Source organism: Klebsiella sp. CN_Kp073 (assembly GCF_040065495.2).
Lineage (GTDB): Bacteria > Pseudomonadota > Gammaproteobacteria > Enterobacterales > Enterobacteriaceae > Klebsiella > Klebsiella aerogenes.
Window position 1 is genome coordinate 1801077 of record NZ_CM198051.1, and the last position, 17015, is coordinate 1818091.

A 17015-nucleotide genomic window follows, 5' to 3' on the forward strand; every position below is an offset into this window, starting at 1 on the left:
AAAAATTTGGTTTATTGATGATGTGACATTATGAAGAAAAAAATTGTTAGGGTTTCAGCAGTGGCATTGGCAATTAGCTTTTTGACAGGGTGTACTATTGTTCCGGGTCAGGGGCTGAACAGCTTACGCAAAAATGTAGTTGAACTTCCGGATAGCGATTATGACCTGGATAAATTGGTGAACGTATATCCAATGACGCCGAGGTTAGTGGAGCAGCTTAGACCTGAGACTGTGCTGGCTCGCCCAAATCCGCAACTCGACCAGTTGCTTCATAGCTATGAATACCGAATTGGTGTTGGCGATGTACTGATGGTGACTGTCTGGGATCACCCTGAACTAACGACTCCTGCAGGTCAGTATCGTAGTGCTAGCGATACGGGTAACTGGGTAAACTCCGATGGAACAATCTTTTATCCTTATATAGGTAAGGTTCAGGTCGCAGGTAAAACGTTGAGCGAAGTACGTCACGACATAGCGAGTCGATTAACAACCTATATTGAAAGCCCGCAAGTAGACGTGAGTATTGCTGCATTTCGTTCACAAAAAGCCTATGTCACCGGAGAGGTTGTTAAATCTGGACAACAGCCGATCACAAATATACCGCTAACCGTAATGGATGCAATAAATAATGCTGGTGGATTAGCTCCTGATGCAGACTGGCGTAACGTTGTTTTAACTCACAACGGCAAAGACACAAAAATATCGCTGTTTGCATTAATGCAAAAAGGTGATTTGACAGAAAACCATTTACTCTACCCGGGCGATATATTGTTCGTACCAAGAAATGATGATCTGAAAGTGTTTGTCATGGGGGAAGTTGGTAAACAAAGTACCATGAAAATGGATCGAAGCGGCATGACATTAGCTGAGGCATTGGGTAATGCTGAAGGGATGTCACAGGCGTTTAGTGATGCCACAGGGGTCTTTGTCGTGCGGCAGTTAAAAGGCGATAAAGAGGGTAAAATCGCCAATATTTACCAGCTTAATGCACAGGATGCATCGGCCATGGTGTTAGGTACAGAATTCCAGCTACAGCCGTATGACATCGTATATGTCACAACAGCCCCATTGGTGCGATGGAATCGTGTGATATCTCAGCTAGTTCCGACAATTACTGGGGTACATGATATGACCGAAACTGTCCGATATATCAAAACGTGGCCATAATATGTTTGACTCAATATTAGTTATTTGTACCGGTAATATTTGCCGCTCTCCGATTGGAGAGCGATTATTACGTAAGGCATTACCGACTAAGAAAATAGACTCAGCGGGTGTTGGTGCCTTAATCGGTCATCCTGCAGATCCCTCAGCGATACGAATTGCTGAAAGTCATGGTCTTTCTTTGGAAGGACATGAAGGTAAGCAATTTAGCGCAAGTCTTGGGCGCCAATATGATTTGCTCTTAGTAATGGAGCAAGTTCATTTAGAACAAGTCAGTCGGATTGCTCCAGAAGTTAGGGGGAAAACAATGCTTCTTGGGCATTGGCTATCAGGTAAAGAGATACCAGACCCTTACAGGAAGAGCGATGAAGCATTCGAATCAGTTTATCAGTTGATTGACTTAAGTTGTCGTTCTTGGGCTGAGAAGTTAGGGCAATAATATCGGGAAAAACCGCATGACATCGGTAATTGATAAAAAAGTAACACCACAAGAAAATAATGAGATTGATTTTGGACGTTTGTTCGGTGAATTAATTGACCATCGCAAACTCATTATTTCTATAACCACTGGCTTTACAGTTATAGCAGTTTTATATGCTCTGTTTGCTACCCCAATTTATGAAGCTAATGCATTAATACAGGTTGAACAAAAGCAGGGTAACGCATTAATAGATAGCCTCAGCCAAATGTTGCCGGATAGTCAACCTCAATCTGCGCCAGAAATAGCATTACTGCAGTCACGTATGATTCTAGGAAAGACTGTTGATGATCTTAATCTTCAGGCTCTTGTTGAACAGAAACACTTTCCACTATTAGGAAAGGGGTTTGCTAGATTATTAGGTGAGAAAGAAGGTAATCTGGAGATTAATCGCCTTTATTTGCCGAAAGATGCTGGGGGAAAAGTACCTGAAATTTTGGTAACAGTAAAAGATGATAAACATTACACTGTCGATTTTGACGGTATCGTTTTACAGGGGACCGTTGGTGTACCACTGGATGAGAAAGGTATTGCTCTCGATATAAAATCGATTGATGCAAAACCTGGAACGCAATTTGAGGTTAAATATTATTCTCGACTGAAAGCAATCACGAATCTGCAGGAATCATTTAGCGCTTTAGATCAGGGCAAAGATACGGGAATGCTTAACTTAACTTTGACCGGTGAAGACCCTGATTTCATTTCACGAGTATTAAACAGTATCAGTCAAAATTATCTGGCTCAAAACGTTGCGCGTCAAGCCGCGCAGGATGCTAAAAGCCTGGAGTTCCTTAATAATCAATTACCCTTGGTACGTGGAGATTTAGATTCAGCTGAAAACAAGTTGAATCAATATCGACAACAAAAAGACTCTGTTGACCTTACCATGGAGGCAAAATCAGTTCTGGATCAGATTGTTAACGTTGATAATCAATTGAACGAATTAACATTTCGTGAAGCAGAAATTTCTCAACTTTATACAAAAGAACATCCTACTTACAAAGCACTGATGGAAAAAAGGAAAACGCTTCAAGATGAAAAAAATAAGCTAAATAAACGTGTCAGTGGAATGCCCTCGACTCAACAAGAAGTGTTGCGCCTTAGTAGGGATGTTGAATCTGGTCGGGCTGTATATATGCAACTACTCAACCGTCAGCAAGAGTTGAATATTGCTAAATCAAGCGCAATTGGTAACGTCAGAATCATTGATGACGCTGTAACCGATCCGAAACCAGTTAAACCTAAAAAAATAATTGTAATATTAGCTGGCATTGTACTTGGTTTTATCGTGTCAATAGCTATGGTCTTTGTACAAGTATTCCTGCGTCGTGGTATTGAATCTCCAGAACAGTTAGAGGAGCTGGGAGTAAGCGTGTATGCGAGCGTTCCAGTATCTGAATGGTTAACTAAACATTCTGCGAAGAACAATATACGAAACAAAAATCAATCGGATAGACTGCTGGCTGTAGAAAACCCTGCAGACCTTGCGGTAGAGGCGATTAGGAGTCTTCGGACGAGCTTACATTTTGCGATGATGGAAGCCGAAAATAATATACTGATGATTTCCGGAGCAAGCCCAAATGCTGGTAAGACATTCATAAGTACTAACTTGGCTGCGATCATTGCTCTGACTGGGAAGAAAGTTCTCTTTATAGATGCTGACCTCAGAAAAGGTTATGTGCATAAGATGCTTGGCCACAAACAGACAAAAGGATTATCAGATATACTTTCTGGCCAAAGTTCTGTAGAAAGTACAATAGAGAAGGTTACCAGTGGCGAATTTGACTATATTGGACGTGGTCAAGTTCCACCAAATCCTGCCGAGCTGCTAATGCATTCAAGATTCTCAGATTTGCTAAAGTGGGCTTCATCTAATTATGACTTGGTCGTTATAGATACTCCTCCTATTTTAGCAGTCACCGATGCTGCAATTATTGGTCGTTATGCAGGGACAACATTACTAGTAGCAAGATTTGAATCAAATACTGTCAAAGAAATTGCAGTTAGTGTAAGACGTTTTGAGCAAAGTGGCATTGATGTTAAGGGTGCTATTTTGAACGGAGTCGTTAAAAAAGCAAGTAGCTATTATGGCTATGGCTATAGTTATTACGGTTATTCGTATTCAGATAAAGAAAAAAGTTAAAAATTTGAAAGGTTAAAACAAAACGGGCTCTATTTATAGAGTCCGTATTCTATTCCATAGTAACTTTCTCCATGTTAAGCGTGGTATAAGCAGAGGGAATCATGACCCGTTTTGCTAGAAATGTTGGGTGCAGTGTATCCTTAGCGGTATCTGATTTTTTAAGCTTTGTAATATCTCTATATTTATCTCTCGGAATTCTTTCGCTTACAATGAGTCATTTTGACGAAAGAGTTCCTAATGAGCAGATTGAAGGGTGGGTTGCTTTACATTGGCTTTTAGGTATTTGTTGCATTAGTTGGTACGGAATTCGTCTGCGGCATTATTTTTATCGTAAAACTTTTTGGTTTGAGTTAAAAGAAATTCTCCGTACTTTGGTAATATTTGCTGTTATTGAAATTGCTGTAATAGCATTTGCAAAATGGTATTTTTCACGGTATGTATGGCTTTTAACATGGGTAATTGCAGCTATTTTGCTACCATTAACCAGGATGTTTACTAAATGGCTGTTGAATCGAATGGGCCTTTGGTTGCGAGATACGTGGATAGTGGGAAATGGTAAAAACGCTATCGATGCCTACAACGCAATAAATAGTGAACGAAATCTCGGTTTAGACGTCATTGGTTTTATTTCTTGCGATGGTGAAACTAGAACTGTTGAACATACTAATAAAACAGTAGTGCTAGATGCTAATAAAAATTGGTTAGCTAGCATTGATAAGCGTACGCAGTTCATTGTTGCAGTCGAATCAAATCAAAGTGAAATCCGAAATAACTGGCTTCGCGAGTTTATGATCAAAGGGTATCGTTTTGTCTCGGTAATCCCAACCCTACGGGGCGTACCATTAGATAGTACGGATATGTCATTCATATTTAGCCATGAAGTTATGATATTTAGAGTACAGCAGAATCTGGCTAAATTATCTTCACGAATTATTAAACGAGGGTTTGATATATTCGGCTCGATGGGTATTATTCTAATTTTATCTCCACTTTTACTTTATATATATAATAAAGTTAAAAAGGATGGCGGTCCTGCTATTTATGGTCATGAGCGCGTTGGGAAAGATGGTAAGCCTTTCAAATGCCTGAAGTTTAGATCAATGGTAGTTAACTCAAAAGAGGTCCTGGATAACTTACTGGCGAGCGATCCAGAAGCTCGAGCCGAATGGGATGCAACATTTAAATTGAAAAATGATCCCAGAATCACCAAAATTGGCCAATTTTTACGTAGTACAAGTCTTGATGAGCTCCCTCAATTGTTTAATGTTTTAAAAGGGGAGATGAGTCTGGTTGGCCCACGCCCTATTATTACCGCAGAGTTAGAAAGATATAACGAAGAAGTCGATTATTATTTACTTAGTAAACCTGGAATGACAGGACTATGGCAAGTGAGTGGCAGGAGTGACGTTGATTATGATACTCGTGTCTATTTGGATGCATGGTATGTTAAAAACTGGTCTATGTGGAACGACATAGCCATCCTTTTTAAAACTATAGGTGTTGTATTAAAAAAAGATGGCGCATATTAAATCATCTTAAAGGTGAAAAATAAAAAAGTTTCGCATATTACTTACAGATTAAATAGTGTTTTAATTATTAACAAATGGGTAGTATGCGAACTGCATTGTCCATGGACTATCTATGAATAAAAAAGAAGTAATCGCTGTCGTATTTACTGCAGCAATCGTCGGTGGTCATGAATTGATGACGATTGCTCATTTAAATAAATTTAGAAATAAAGGGTTTAGGTTTGCATGCTTTGTCCCTTCAGATAATATAGCGTTAAAAAAAATTCTCACTGATCATAATATTGCATATGAGAATCATGAAGTGTTACATAAAAAAATTGAAATACTTCATTCTACTTTTAATTATCCTTTTCGAAAAAAAGCTAAAGAACTACTAGTATCTCTGAAGGGGAAACATAAAACTATTATCATTGTGCAAGGTGATATTGAGTTAGGCTCTGTATTTGTTAATACTTCGAAGGCTGCGGGAGTCAAAAACTTAGTTAGTTATATACCTTATGCGCATAGTTTTCGTTTGATGGGTAGCAAGTTAGGGTGGTTAAAAGACATATTATCGAAATTTGTTTACAAGAAGTGCGAGAATTATATTACGATTAGTAAAGTTTTTGCCGAACAGATTTCCCTTAAAAACAAAAATGCCAAAGTTAGAGTATTACATAACTTTTCCTCTAAGTTACCAATAGAATACATTAGAGGTAAGGGATATATCTATAAGAAAGATGAGGATAAGTTTACTATCTTAATGGCAGGACGAGTTTCATTTAGACAAAAAGGACAAGATATTCTATTTCAGGCGTTAAATTCTATTTCGACCTCTAAAGAAATAGTGCTTAAGGTTATTGGAGATGGTCCTGATCTTGAGAAGCTGAAAACTATAACAGGATGTTCACATAATAATATTAGAGTAAATTATTATGGCTGGCAGCCAAATGTATGGGAGTATAGCAAGGATGTTGATCTTATTACCTTGCCATCTCGGTTTGAAGGGGTGCCGCTTCTGATGCTAGAAGCAAAGCAAGCCAATATCCCGATTATCGCCCCTGCACGTGATGGGATGATTGATTTTCTTCCTCCCACAAATTTATATGAGCCAGGAAGTCGTGACTCTGAAGCTGCGGCGCTGGCTAAAAAGATCCAGACTATAATAAATAACCACTGAAATGTATCAAGGAATATATGAAAAACATTCTAATTGATGACCGATGGTCAGGTTCAGGCGGAATCGGAACATTTGCTGAAGAAATTAATAAAATAACAAATTATAAGAGTGCGGGTTTCACCGGCAAACCATTCAGCCCTGTTGATTGCATAAAAACATCGTTAAAAATGCTGAAGATGCGTGATGGTATAGTTTTTTTTCCAGGCTATATTCCTCCATTATTTTCCAGAATACCATTTGTGTTTACAATCCATGATTTGAATCATTTGGAGCGTCCTGAAAATTCGAGTCTATTAAAAAAAATATTCTATAAGGTTGTTATAAAAAGAGGATGTCGAAAAGCTAAGTATATTTTTACTGTTTCCGAATTTTCTCGACAAAAAATCATCCAATGGTCCGGGGTTCCTGCTGAAAAAGTTGTAAATGTAGGGAATGGAGTATCCAACGATTTTCGACCAAATGGACAAAAGAAAGATTTTGGATATCCTTATTATTTATGTGTCAGTAACAGGAAAAGTCATAAGAATGAGGTTGGAACAATTCAGGCGTTTGCCAGAGCAGATATCCCTAAAAACGTAAAACTTGTTTTTACTGGCAAGAAAACCGATGAGTTAGCGACTCTCATTGAAATCAATGAGCTTACTGATAGGGTTGTATTTACTGGTTTTGTCAAAACCGAAGAATTACCTGAGCTTTATCGTGGTGCAGAAGGATTGATTTTCGTCTCCTTCTATGAAGGATTTGGTCTCCCTGTTATTGAGGCAATGGCAAGTGGTATACCTGTAATTACCTCCAAAACAACCTCCCTCGGTGAGGTTGCTGGCGACGCAGCACTTGTAGTTGACCCTGAGAATATACAGCAAATAGCAACTGCAATATCTAAATTACATTCTGATATTGAACTTAAAACCCAACTCATTAGTAAAGGCTCAAAACAGGTCGGTAAATATTCCTGGAGTGCTACCGCAGAACTTGTTAATAAGTATCTAACAAGTAGTTGAGAGTATAGAAATCGTAAAACAAGAATGAAATTTTTCTGTGTTGACGATAATGTTGGTAAAAATGAGTGAAAAATACGCTACAAATAAAAAAATAGTTGCAAAGAACACATTCATGCTTTATGGCAGGATGTTACTAATAATGTTTGCAACTTTTTATACCTCACGCTTAGTTTTAAATGCGCTTGGGGTTTATGACTTTGGGCTTTACAGTGTCATTGGCAGTATTATCGTTTTATTTTCGTTCATTCAAAACGTATCAGCTTTGGCAACTCAAAGGTTCCTGTCAGTTGGTTTAGGTAGAAGGGACTTTTCCTGGACTAAAAGAGTCTTTTCGACAAGTATATTGGTCCATTTCATAATATGTGGTGCCGTTTTATTCCTCGCTGAAACAATTGGGTTATGGTTCTTAATCTATAAATTAAGAGTTCCCGTTGAGCGTATGACAGAAATATTTTTGGTGTACCAGTTGTCTGTCATATCTCTGCTTATTCAGATCATGCAAACACCATTTATTGCAGCGTTAATTGCAACTGAAAAGATGGATTTGTTTGCTAAGATAGGGATATTTGATGCTATTCAGCGCTGGGGCATGGTGTATTTATTTACCTTGTTCGAATTCGACTCGAAATTAATATGGTATGCTGCATTCTTGCTTTTTGGATATATATCAGTGTTTTTTGTCTATTTTGTTAGTTGCATTAAGAAAATAGATATATGTACTGTAAAGGTAAGTTTCAAAGAAAATAAAGAACTGCTCAAGGAAATACTATCCTTCTCGAGTTGGTCAATGATGGGCTCATTGAGTTTAGTCGGACTTTCTCAAGGTATTGCTCTCCTGACATATTTCTTTGTCGGAGTTGTGGCAAATGGTTCTGTTTGGTTAGCGGAGCAGGTGCTGATTGCATTTAACCGTGTCATAGGTACTTTACAAACCGCATTCAATCCTCAACTGATAAAGCAGCATTCAACTGGAAATCACGAAGAGGTTTCGTCTCTTCTATCTTTATCCTGCAAGTTGACTGGCTTTATCGTACTGATTGCAGCAGTACCCGCCTTTGTAGATGCGCCTTTTGTTATTAACTTATGGTTGAAACAAGTTCCAGAACATTTGGTGGTGTTGGTAAGAATTGTCATACTGTATGTCATCATTGATTCTCTATCAGGACCTTTTGTTACCGTAGCATATGCAGTGGGAAAGTTGCGGAACTATCAGTTAATAGCATCATTAATAATGCTTTTAACTTTGGTATTAACATATGCTCTTTACTCTTTGGGTTTTGCATTGGTTGTGGCGGTGTCTAGTCGTATACTTTGTGCAGTTGCAATGCTTATGTTCAGAGTTTTGTATGTGGAAAAAGTAACTGGATTAAATAGTAAAATATTTTTCCTTAATATTTTCCCGCGCTTATTTTCTGTTTCTGTAATATCATTTGCAATTTCATTTTACATTAACACCGTACTTCCTGTAGGTTTTTTAGGATTACTGCTTCTAATCGCCTTAAACACAATCTCAGTGGCTATACTCTTTTTCTATTTGGTGCTAATTAGTTCAGAAAGAAAATATTTAACATCTTTAATAAAGAAAAAATTAGGTAGGAAATAACATGCAAGTAAACAATACTCAATATGGCGTCCTGACGTACGAAAGTGACATCTATGTCAAAAGAAACTGGATCAATCTGGGTGATTATGTACAAAGTACAGCAGCACGCCAGTTTTTACCTTGCGTGAATGAGTATATACCACGAGATCATATGAATACTTATAGTGGTAATAAAGTAAAAATGATCATGAATGCGTGGTATATGGATATACCAGAAAACTTTCCGCCATCTGAAGATATAACTCCTTTATATGTTTCAATCCATATTAACTCTACTATTGTAGATAAAATTTTCACACCTGCGAGTATTGAGCACTTTAAAAAACATGCGCCGATAGGTTGCCGTGATTTTTACACTCGTGATTTGCTGATCTCAAAAGGGATTGATGCATATTACTCAGGCTGTATGACACTTACGTTGGGGAATAAATATAAACGGGATAATGTTACTGATGATATTTATTTTATCGATGTGATGTATGACTCAATGTCATTACCAGAGTTAATGAGCCAACCATTACGTTTCGGAAAACGCTTGCTAAATGGTCGGGCATTTGAATTTAATCATAGAAGCAAAGTACTAAACCAATTTTTTGATAGTGAATTACTCAAGCATGCTAAACATGAAAAACAGATCATTCCGTACCTTTCCGCTGACGAAGGTTTTAAATTAGCCGATGATTTTCTGAGGAAATTGGCTAATGCAAAACTGGTAGTAACCTCCAGGATTCATACTGCTCTTCCATGCCTGGCTATGGGCACTCCAGTTATTTTTGTAAATGGTGGTTTTAAAAATAAAGTTGATAACTGCCGTTTCGATGGATTATTTGACTTCTTTAATAGAATTGACGTCGATATGAATGCCAATGCGACTGCTAACTTCGAATTTGATGGTAAGAAAATAGGTATGAATACTATTATTAAAAATAAAACATTGCATGAACAATATGCTAATGAATTAGCGGATAAATGCAGAAGTTTTGTTGTTTAATTTTATTCTAAATGTCTCTTTATCGAACTGTAAATATATTAAATGAGGTTAAGTCATGATTCTCCCAGTGATAATGGCTGGAGGTACTGGTAGTCGTTTATGGCCGATGTCGCGAGAGCTATATCCAAAACAGTTTTTACGTTTACACGGCGAGCAATCAATGCTTCAGGAGACAATTACTCGCCTTAATGGTTTAGAGACTAAAGAACCTATTGTGATATGTAACGAACAACATCGTTTTTTAGTCGCAGAACAACTACGTCAAATCGAAAAGCTATCTAATAACATTATCCTTGAACCAATTGGACGTAATACGGCTCCAGCAATTGCACTTGCTGCATTACACGCAGTAGCACATGATGATGATGATCCATTGCTACTTGTTTTGGCCGCGGACCACGTTATTGAGAATAACGATGCTTTTCAAGCTGCAATCAACAGCGCTGTAGTTTATGCAAATCAAGGGAAACTTGTAACGTTTGGTATTGTGCCTACTGGCCCTGAAACGGGATATGGTTATATCCAGCGTGGTAACGAAGAGCATTTCGATAATCATATAGCTTATGATGTAAAACGTTTCGTTGAAAAACCTAACTTGCATACAGCACAAGAATATTTGGACAGCGGTGAATATTACTGGAATAGCGGTATGTTCATGTTTCGAGCAAGACGCTTTCTGCAAGAGTTGGATGAGTTCCGTCCAGATATTCTTAGCTCATGTAAAAAGGCAATGCAGACTGTGCATACCGATTCTTTACGTGATTTTATTCGTGTTGATAAAGATGCTTTTATTGCTTGCCCTGATGAGTCAGTTGATTATGCTGTAATGGAAAAAACGCAATCTGCATCTGTAGTACCACTGGATGCAGGTTGGAATGATGTTGGTTCATGGTCAGCACTGTGGGAAGTCAACGATAAGGATGGTCAAGGTAATTCACTATCCGGGGATGTTTTTGTTCATGATTCTTCTAACTGTTATATAAATAGCGAAGAACAACTAGTAGCTGCCGTTGGGGTTAACAATCTGGTAGTAGTCAGCACCAAAGATGCTGTGCTCGTTATAGATAAATCACAGGTGCAAGACGTTAAACGTGTAGTTGAACATCTTAAAATGACTTCGCGTAGAGAGTATAGGATCCACCGTGAATCCTATAGCCCTTGGGGGCATAGTGATAAAGTGGTTAATACAACTAAATATCACATTAACAAAGTTACAGTTAAACCGGGCGGTAAGTTTTCTTTGCAAATGCACCACCACCGGGCCGAGCACTGGATTATATTATCAGGAACAGCGAAGATTACCTTAAACGAACGTGAGTTTTTGCTTACTGAAAACCAATCAACATTTATTCCTGCTGGTTCGACTCATATGCTGGAAAATCCAGGGAAAATAGATCTTGAAATCCTTGAGATTCAATCTGGTTCATATTTAGGTGAAGATGATATTGTTCGTCTAAAAGATCATTATGGAATTTGATTAAACGGGGAAAATGATGGAATTATTAACCTGCTTTAAAGCGTATGACATTCGCGGCAAGTTAGGCTCGGAACTTACAGAGGACATCGCATACCGTATTGGTCGTGCATATGGTGAGTATCTTAAGCCTAAAAAAATGGTTGTCGGAGGCGATGTTAGACTAACTAGTGAATCCCTTAAACTTGCCCTTGCCAAAGGATTGCAGGATGCTGGTACTGATGTTTTAGACATTGGTTTATCGGGTACTGAGGAGATTTATTTTGCTACATCTTACCTCGGTGTTGATGGCGGAGTGGAAGTAACAGCCAGTCATAACCCAATTGATTATAATGGAATGAAACTCGTCCGCGAGAACTCAAAGCCAATCAGTGGTGATACTGGGCTAAGGGAGATCCAGCGTCTTGCCGAAGAGAATAATTTTGCTATAAATTCATCGCAGCCTAAAGGTAGTTATCAATCCATTTCTATATTAGATGCATATATTGATAAGTTATTGAGCTATATCAATCTTCATAATATCAATAGAACGCTAAAATTAGTTGTTAACTCTGGTAATGGCGCCGCTGGTCATGTTATTGATGCCCTTGAGAAGCGCTTTATAAAACATAATGTTCCTGTTGAATTTATAAAGGTGCACCATGAACCCGATGGGACCTTCCCAAATGGTATACCAAATCCATTATTACCAGAGTGTAGAAAAGATACCACTGACGCTGTCATAAAAAATAATGCTGATATGGGTATTGCATTCGATGGTGATTTCGATCGATGCTTCCTGTTCGATAATATGGGTAACTTTATCGAAGGCTACTATATTGTTGGTCTTTTGGCTGACGCATTTCTTGAAAAGAATCCTGGTTCTCGTATTATTCATGACCCGCGTTTAAGCTGGAATACAATTGATATTGTAAAAAATGCTGGCGGTATTCCTGTGATGTCTAAAACAGGTCATGCTTTCATTAAAGAACGTATGCGTGCAGAAGATGCAATATACGGCGGCGAAATGAGCGCCCACCATTATTTCCGCGATTTTGCCTATTGCGATAGCGGAATGATCCCATGGCTCCTTGTCGCTGAATTGCTCTGTATCAAGGATAAAACGCTAAACCAATTAGTTAGTGCACGGATGCAAGCTTATCCTGCCTCTGGAGAAATCAACAGCTCCCTTAGCGATCCGCAATCCTCGATCAAACGGGTTCTTGAGCGATATCAGAATGAAGCTCTTGATATTAATTACACGGATGGTATAAGCCTTGAATTTGCGGACTGGCGCTTCAATCTACGTAGTTCTAACACTGAGCCTGTCGTTCGCTTAAATGTGGAATCCAGAAGTGATGTTACTTTAATGAAAGAAAAAACTGCAGAGATTTTAGCCTTGTTAAGGGCTTAAATTTAAATTACTAAAGGTGCTTTTCAAATCTGGAGCACCTTTATATTTTGCATGTTAAATTATAAATGTACGATGGATTTTTATGCGCGATTTAAATGTTGGTATTGTTGCTGATTGGTTTATTACTTATGCTGGTTCTGAAAAAGTAGTAGCGGAACTTATTAAATCATATCCAGAATCACACTTGTATTCTGTTGTGGATTTTCTTTCCTCTGAAAATAAAAAACACTTTCAGAATAAAGAAATAACCACAACATTCATTCAACGCCTCCCAAAAGCGAAGAAAAAATATCAAACATATCTTCCTTTAATGCCATTAGCGATTGAGCAACTTGATGTATCCAGCCATGATGTCATTCTTTCTAGCAGCCATGCTGTTGCTAAAGGGGTTTTGACGGGGCCTGATCAACTGCATATTAGTTATGTTCATTCCCCTATAAGATATGCATGGGATCTCCAGCATCAATATCTACGGGAAGCAGGTTTAGATCATGGAGTCAAAGGAATGATTGCAAAATTGATTTTGCATAAAATGCGCATGTGGGACTACCGTACTGCAAATGGCGTTGATCATTTTATTGCTAACTCGCAATTTATCGCGCGGCGGATTAAAAAAGTTTATGGGCGAGAGGCTGATGTCATTTATCCGCCTGTTGATGTCAATCGCTTTCTTCTGAATGAAGCTAAAGAAGATTATTACTTTACCGCATCACGCCTTGTTCCATATAAGCGTATTGATTTGATAGTTGAGGCTTTCAGTCACATGCCAAACCGTAAACTTGTTGTTGTTGGTGATGGGCCGGAAATGCAAAAGATAAAGTCTAAAGCCACGGCTAACATTGAAATCCTGGGTTATCAATCAAATGAAGTCATGCAAGAACATATGAGAAATGCTAAAGCATTTGTTTTTGCGGCAGAAGAAGATTTTGGAATTACTCCTGTTGAAGCGCAGTCTTGTGGGACGCCTGTTATTGCGTTTGGCAAAGGTGGTTCACTTGAAACAGTAAGACCATTTGGTGTAGATAATCCAACAGGTATCCTTTTTGACCAACAGGATATAGGTTCTGTCATTGATGCTGTCCAAAAGTTTGAAACTATGCAGGATCAAATTCTTCCTAATGATTGTCGTGCTCATGCGCTAAAATTTTCAACCGAGCGGTTTAATCAGGAAATTTCTGAATACGTCAATTCTAAATATTGTGAATTTGTGGAAAATAAAAAAATTATCTATTAATAAATGAATAAAAACTAAGCAATTTTGTGCCACTTGGCTTTTGTTGCGGTAATGGTATTAAAAGGCAGAATTAAAACCAATAATTTTCAATGGGTTATGACTGCCATTCTTAATTTGTGAACATTTTTACACTATACGTCATACAGGCTTTGAGCTAATATAAACATCACATTTAAACTGCGAACGTGTCGCAGTGACCACACCAGACAGGAGTAAGTAATGTCCAAGCAACAGATTGGGGTTGTTGGTATGGCGGTGATGGGCCGAAACCTTGCGCTCAACATCGAAAGTCGTGGCTATACCGTCTCTGTTTTCAATCGCTCCCGTGAAAAGACTGAAGAAGTTATTGCTGAGAATCCAGGCAAAAAATTAGTCCCTTATTTCACAGTGAAAGAGTTTGTTGAATCTCTGGAAACCCCTCGACGCATCCTGTTGATGGTTAAAGCCGGTGCCGGCACTGATAGTGCTATTGAATCTCTTAAGCCATACCTGGAAAAAGGCGACATCATTATTGATGGGGGTAATACTTTCTTCCAGGATACTATCCGTCGTAATCGTGAACTCTCTGCTGAAGGGTTCAATTTTATCGGGACAGGGGTATCCGGCGGAGAAGAAGGTGCGTTGAAAGGCCCTTCAATTATGCCGGGTGGTCAAAAAGAAGCTTATGAACTTGTTGCGCCAATTCTTAAACAAATTGCTGCTGTTGCGGAAGACGGTGAACCTTGCGTAACTTACATCGGAGCTGATGGGGCTGGCCATTATGTTAAGATGGTTCATAATGGTATCGAATACGGTGATATGCAACTTATCGCTGAAGCCTATGCATTGTTGAAAGGTGGTTTAAATCTTTCTAACGACGAATTGGCGGAAACTTTCACCAAATGGAATGAAGGTGAGCTAAGCAGTTATCTTATTGATATTACAAAAGATATCTTCACCAGGAAAGATGAAGAAGGTAACTATCTGGTAGATGTTATTCTTGATGAAGCCGCGAATAAAGGCACCGGTAAGTGGACAAGCCAAAGTTCTCTCGATTTAGGCGAACCTTTGTCCCTTATTACGGAATCAGTTTTCGCTCGTTATATCTCGTCCCTAAAAGAGCAGCGTGTTGCAGCGTCTAAAGTCTTGACGGGCCCACAGGCTAAACTTGCCGGTGATAAAACTGCATTTATCGAGAAAGTCCGTAGAGCATTATATTTAGGTAAGATTGTTTCTTACGCCCAAGGTTTTTCTCAGTTGCGAGCTGCCTCGAATGAGTATCATTGGGATCTCAACTACGGTGAAATTGCTAAAATTTTCCGTGCAGGGTGCATCATTCGTGCTCAGTTCCTTCAGAAGATCACCGATGCTTATAATCAGGATGATAAAATAGCCAATCTGTTATTAGCCCCATACTTTAAACAGATCGCTGATGATTACCAGCAGGCATTACGTGATGTCGTAGCTTATGCGGTGCAAAATGGGATCCCTGTTCCGACATTCTCAGCTGCTATTGCTTATTATGACAGCTATCGCTCTGCTGTTTTGCCAGCGAACCTAATTCAAGCTCAGCGCGATTACTTCGGCGCACATACTTATAAGCGCACTGACAAAGACGGTGTGTTCCATACTGAATGGATTAACTAAGTTAGTAAAGATTTGCTTTCTAAGCCCTGTTTTTACAGGGCTTTTTTTTATCTATATCTGTTTAGATATTATATTTTGTTCGAAAATGGTTTTTTTCAATTTATAATCCTGTCATAATGAGTGTCTTATAATAATAAACCTCAAGTAGGTCGCTAATGATTTATGTTAATGGTCGTTTTCTTACTCAAAAACTTACCGGTGTGCAGCGATTTGCTTATGAAATGACTCTTCGGTTATCGAAATTGAGACATAATGTTGTGGTCTTGGTACCCAATATCTCCGCCATTGATAAAAGCTATAACATTTCAGGTTTTAATATTAAAGAAATCTCAGGGGGTAGAGGCCATTTCTGGGAACAATTCACATTACCTCTTTTTTTAAAAAAACAGAAAGATTGCATGCTAATCAACTTATGCAACACTGGTCCTTTGCTTTTCAAAAGGCAGATTATTACGCAACACGATATTACTTATATTCGTTACCCAGAAAGCTTTTCATTTGGCTTCAGATGGTTATATTCATTATTAACCCCTATTTTACTAAAGAACTCTAAATTAATAGTGACGGTTAGTGATTTTTCTAAAAGTGAGCTAGTAAATTATTATAATTGTGATGCCAGTAAGATTCATATCATTCCGAATGCTGTGAGTAATAATTTTTTTAAACCACATGACAGTATGGTTAAGACTAATGAGATTCGTGGATGCGACTACTTCCTGACTGTATCTTCGGTTAATCATCATAAAAATATTCATGGTCTTATTGAAACTATACTATCTGCAGATTTAAATATAAATTTGAAGATAATAGGTGACAGGAACACAGTGTTTAATTGTGTAAATATAAAAACTAATGATCCAAGAATTGATTTTTTAGGGCGTGTATCTGATGATGAACTTATTTCATTATATAAAGGTGCAAAAGCTTTTATATTTCCATCCTTTTATGAAGGATTTGGTATACCCCCACTGGAAGCTCAATCATGCTCTTGCCCAGTTATTTCTTCAAATAGAGCTTCCCTTAAAGAGACCTTAGGTGATAGTGCATTGTACTTTGATCCAGACTCAAAATATGAGCTTATCAAAGCTATCATAAAATTAAACAACAGCGTTGAAGACCGTAACTTGTTGATTAGAAAAGGTAAAGAAAATGTGCAGAGATACTCCTGGGAACGTTCCGCTGAAACACTGAATATGCTTATTACTAAAGTTGAATAGCTT

13 protein-coding genes are annotated in these 17015 nt (G+C 38.2%); all 13 read left to right on the forward strand.

Annotated features, from left to right (window positions below; all coding sequences use genetic code 11):
• Positions 1 to 30 precede the first annotated feature (30 nt).
• The 13 genes from ABLV66_RS08700 (at position 31) to ABLV66_RS08760 (ending at position 17012) form a co-directional block, all read left to right on the forward strand.
• Complete coding sequence (locus ABLV66_RS08700; protein WP_047078099.1) at positions 31 to 1167, forward strand: polysaccharide export protein; 1137 nt, start codon at positions 31 to 33, stop codon at positions 1165 to 1167.
• Position 1168: 1 nt separating this feature from the next.
• The gene (locus ABLV66_RS08705) at positions 1169 to 1603 is read left to right on the forward strand and encodes an arsenate reductase/protein-tyrosine-phosphatase family protein (RefSeq protein WP_072047967.1); all 435 of its coding nucleotides are present in this window, start codon (positions 1169 to 1171) and stop codon (positions 1601 to 1603) included.
• A gap of 16 nt (positions 1604 to 1619) precedes the next feature.
• Positions 1620 to 3785, forward strand: coding sequence for a polysaccharide biosynthesis tyrosine autokinase (locus ABLV66_RS08710; RefSeq protein WP_047078098.1), 2166 nt, complete (start codon positions 1620 to 1622; stop codon positions 3783 to 3785).
• 101 nt (positions 3786 to 3886) lie between these two features.
• The gene (gene wbaP / locus ABLV66_RS08715) at positions 3887 to 5314 is read left to right on the forward strand and encodes an undecaprenyl-phosphate galactose phosphotransferase WbaP (protein ID WP_047078097.1); all 1428 of its coding nucleotides are present in this window, start codon (positions 3887 to 3889) and stop codon (positions 5312 to 5314) included.
• Between the two features lie 112 nt (positions 5315 to 5426).
• Positions 5427 to 6473, forward strand: coding sequence for a glycosyltransferase (locus tag ABLV66_RS08720; RefSeq protein WP_348874677.1), 1047 nt, complete (start codon positions 5427 to 5429; stop codon positions 6471 to 6473).
• A 17-nt stretch (positions 6474 to 6490) separates the two neighbouring features.
• On the forward strand, positions 6491 to 7474 hold the full coding sequence (locus ABLV66_RS08725; protein ID WP_047056464.1) for a glycosyltransferase family 4 protein: 984 nt from the start codon (positions 6491 to 6493) through the stop codon (positions 7472 to 7474).
• A 61-nt stretch (positions 7475 to 7535) separates the two neighbouring features.
• The gene (locus ABLV66_RS08730; RefSeq protein ID WP_348875997.1) at positions 7536 to 9077 is read left to right on the forward strand and encodes an MATE family efflux transporter; all 1542 of its coding nucleotides are present in this window, start codon (positions 7536 to 7538) and stop codon (positions 9075 to 9077) included.
• A 1-nt stretch (position 9078) separates the two neighbouring features.
• Positions 9079 to 10068, forward strand: coding sequence for a polysaccharide pyruvyl transferase family protein (locus tag ABLV66_RS08735; protein WP_047078094.1), 990 nt, complete (start codon positions 9079 to 9081; stop codon positions 10066 to 10068).
• A gap of 55 nt (positions 10069 to 10123) precedes the next feature.
• Positions 10124 to 11545 (forward strand): mannose-1-phosphate guanylyltransferase/mannose-6-phosphate isomerase, encoded by a 1422-nt coding sequence (locus ABLV66_RS08740; RefSeq protein ID WP_047046485.1) that lies wholly within the window; start codon positions 10124 to 10126, stop codon positions 11543 to 11545.
• Positions 11546 to 11561: 16 nt separating this feature from the next.
• Positions 11562 to 12935: a phosphomannomutase CpsG gene (gene cpsG, locus ABLV66_RS08745; RefSeq protein WP_088389864.1), complete on the forward strand. Its 1374-nt coding sequence runs from the start codon at positions 11562 to 11564 to the stop codon at positions 12933 to 12935.
• Between the two features lie 82 nt (positions 12936 to 13017).
• The gene (locus ABLV66_RS08750; protein WP_348875995.1) at positions 13018 to 14169 is read left to right on the forward strand and encodes a glycosyltransferase family 4 protein; all 1152 of its coding nucleotides are present in this window, start codon (positions 13018 to 13020) and stop codon (positions 14167 to 14169) included.
• A gap of 219 nt (positions 14170 to 14388) precedes the next feature.
• The gene (gnd, locus tag ABLV66_RS08755) at positions 14389 to 15795 is read left to right on the forward strand and encodes an NADP-dependent phosphogluconate dehydrogenase (protein WP_045391829.1); all 1407 of its coding nucleotides are present in this window, start codon (positions 14389 to 14391) and stop codon (positions 15793 to 15795) included.
• A gap of 155 nt (positions 15796 to 15950) precedes the next feature.
• Positions 15951 to 17012, forward strand: a complete 1062-nt coding sequence (locus ABLV66_RS08760) for a glycosyltransferase family 4 protein (protein ID WP_348875994.1) — start codon at positions 15951 to 15953, stop codon at positions 17010 to 17012.
• Positions 17013 to 17015 lie beyond the last annotated feature (3 nt).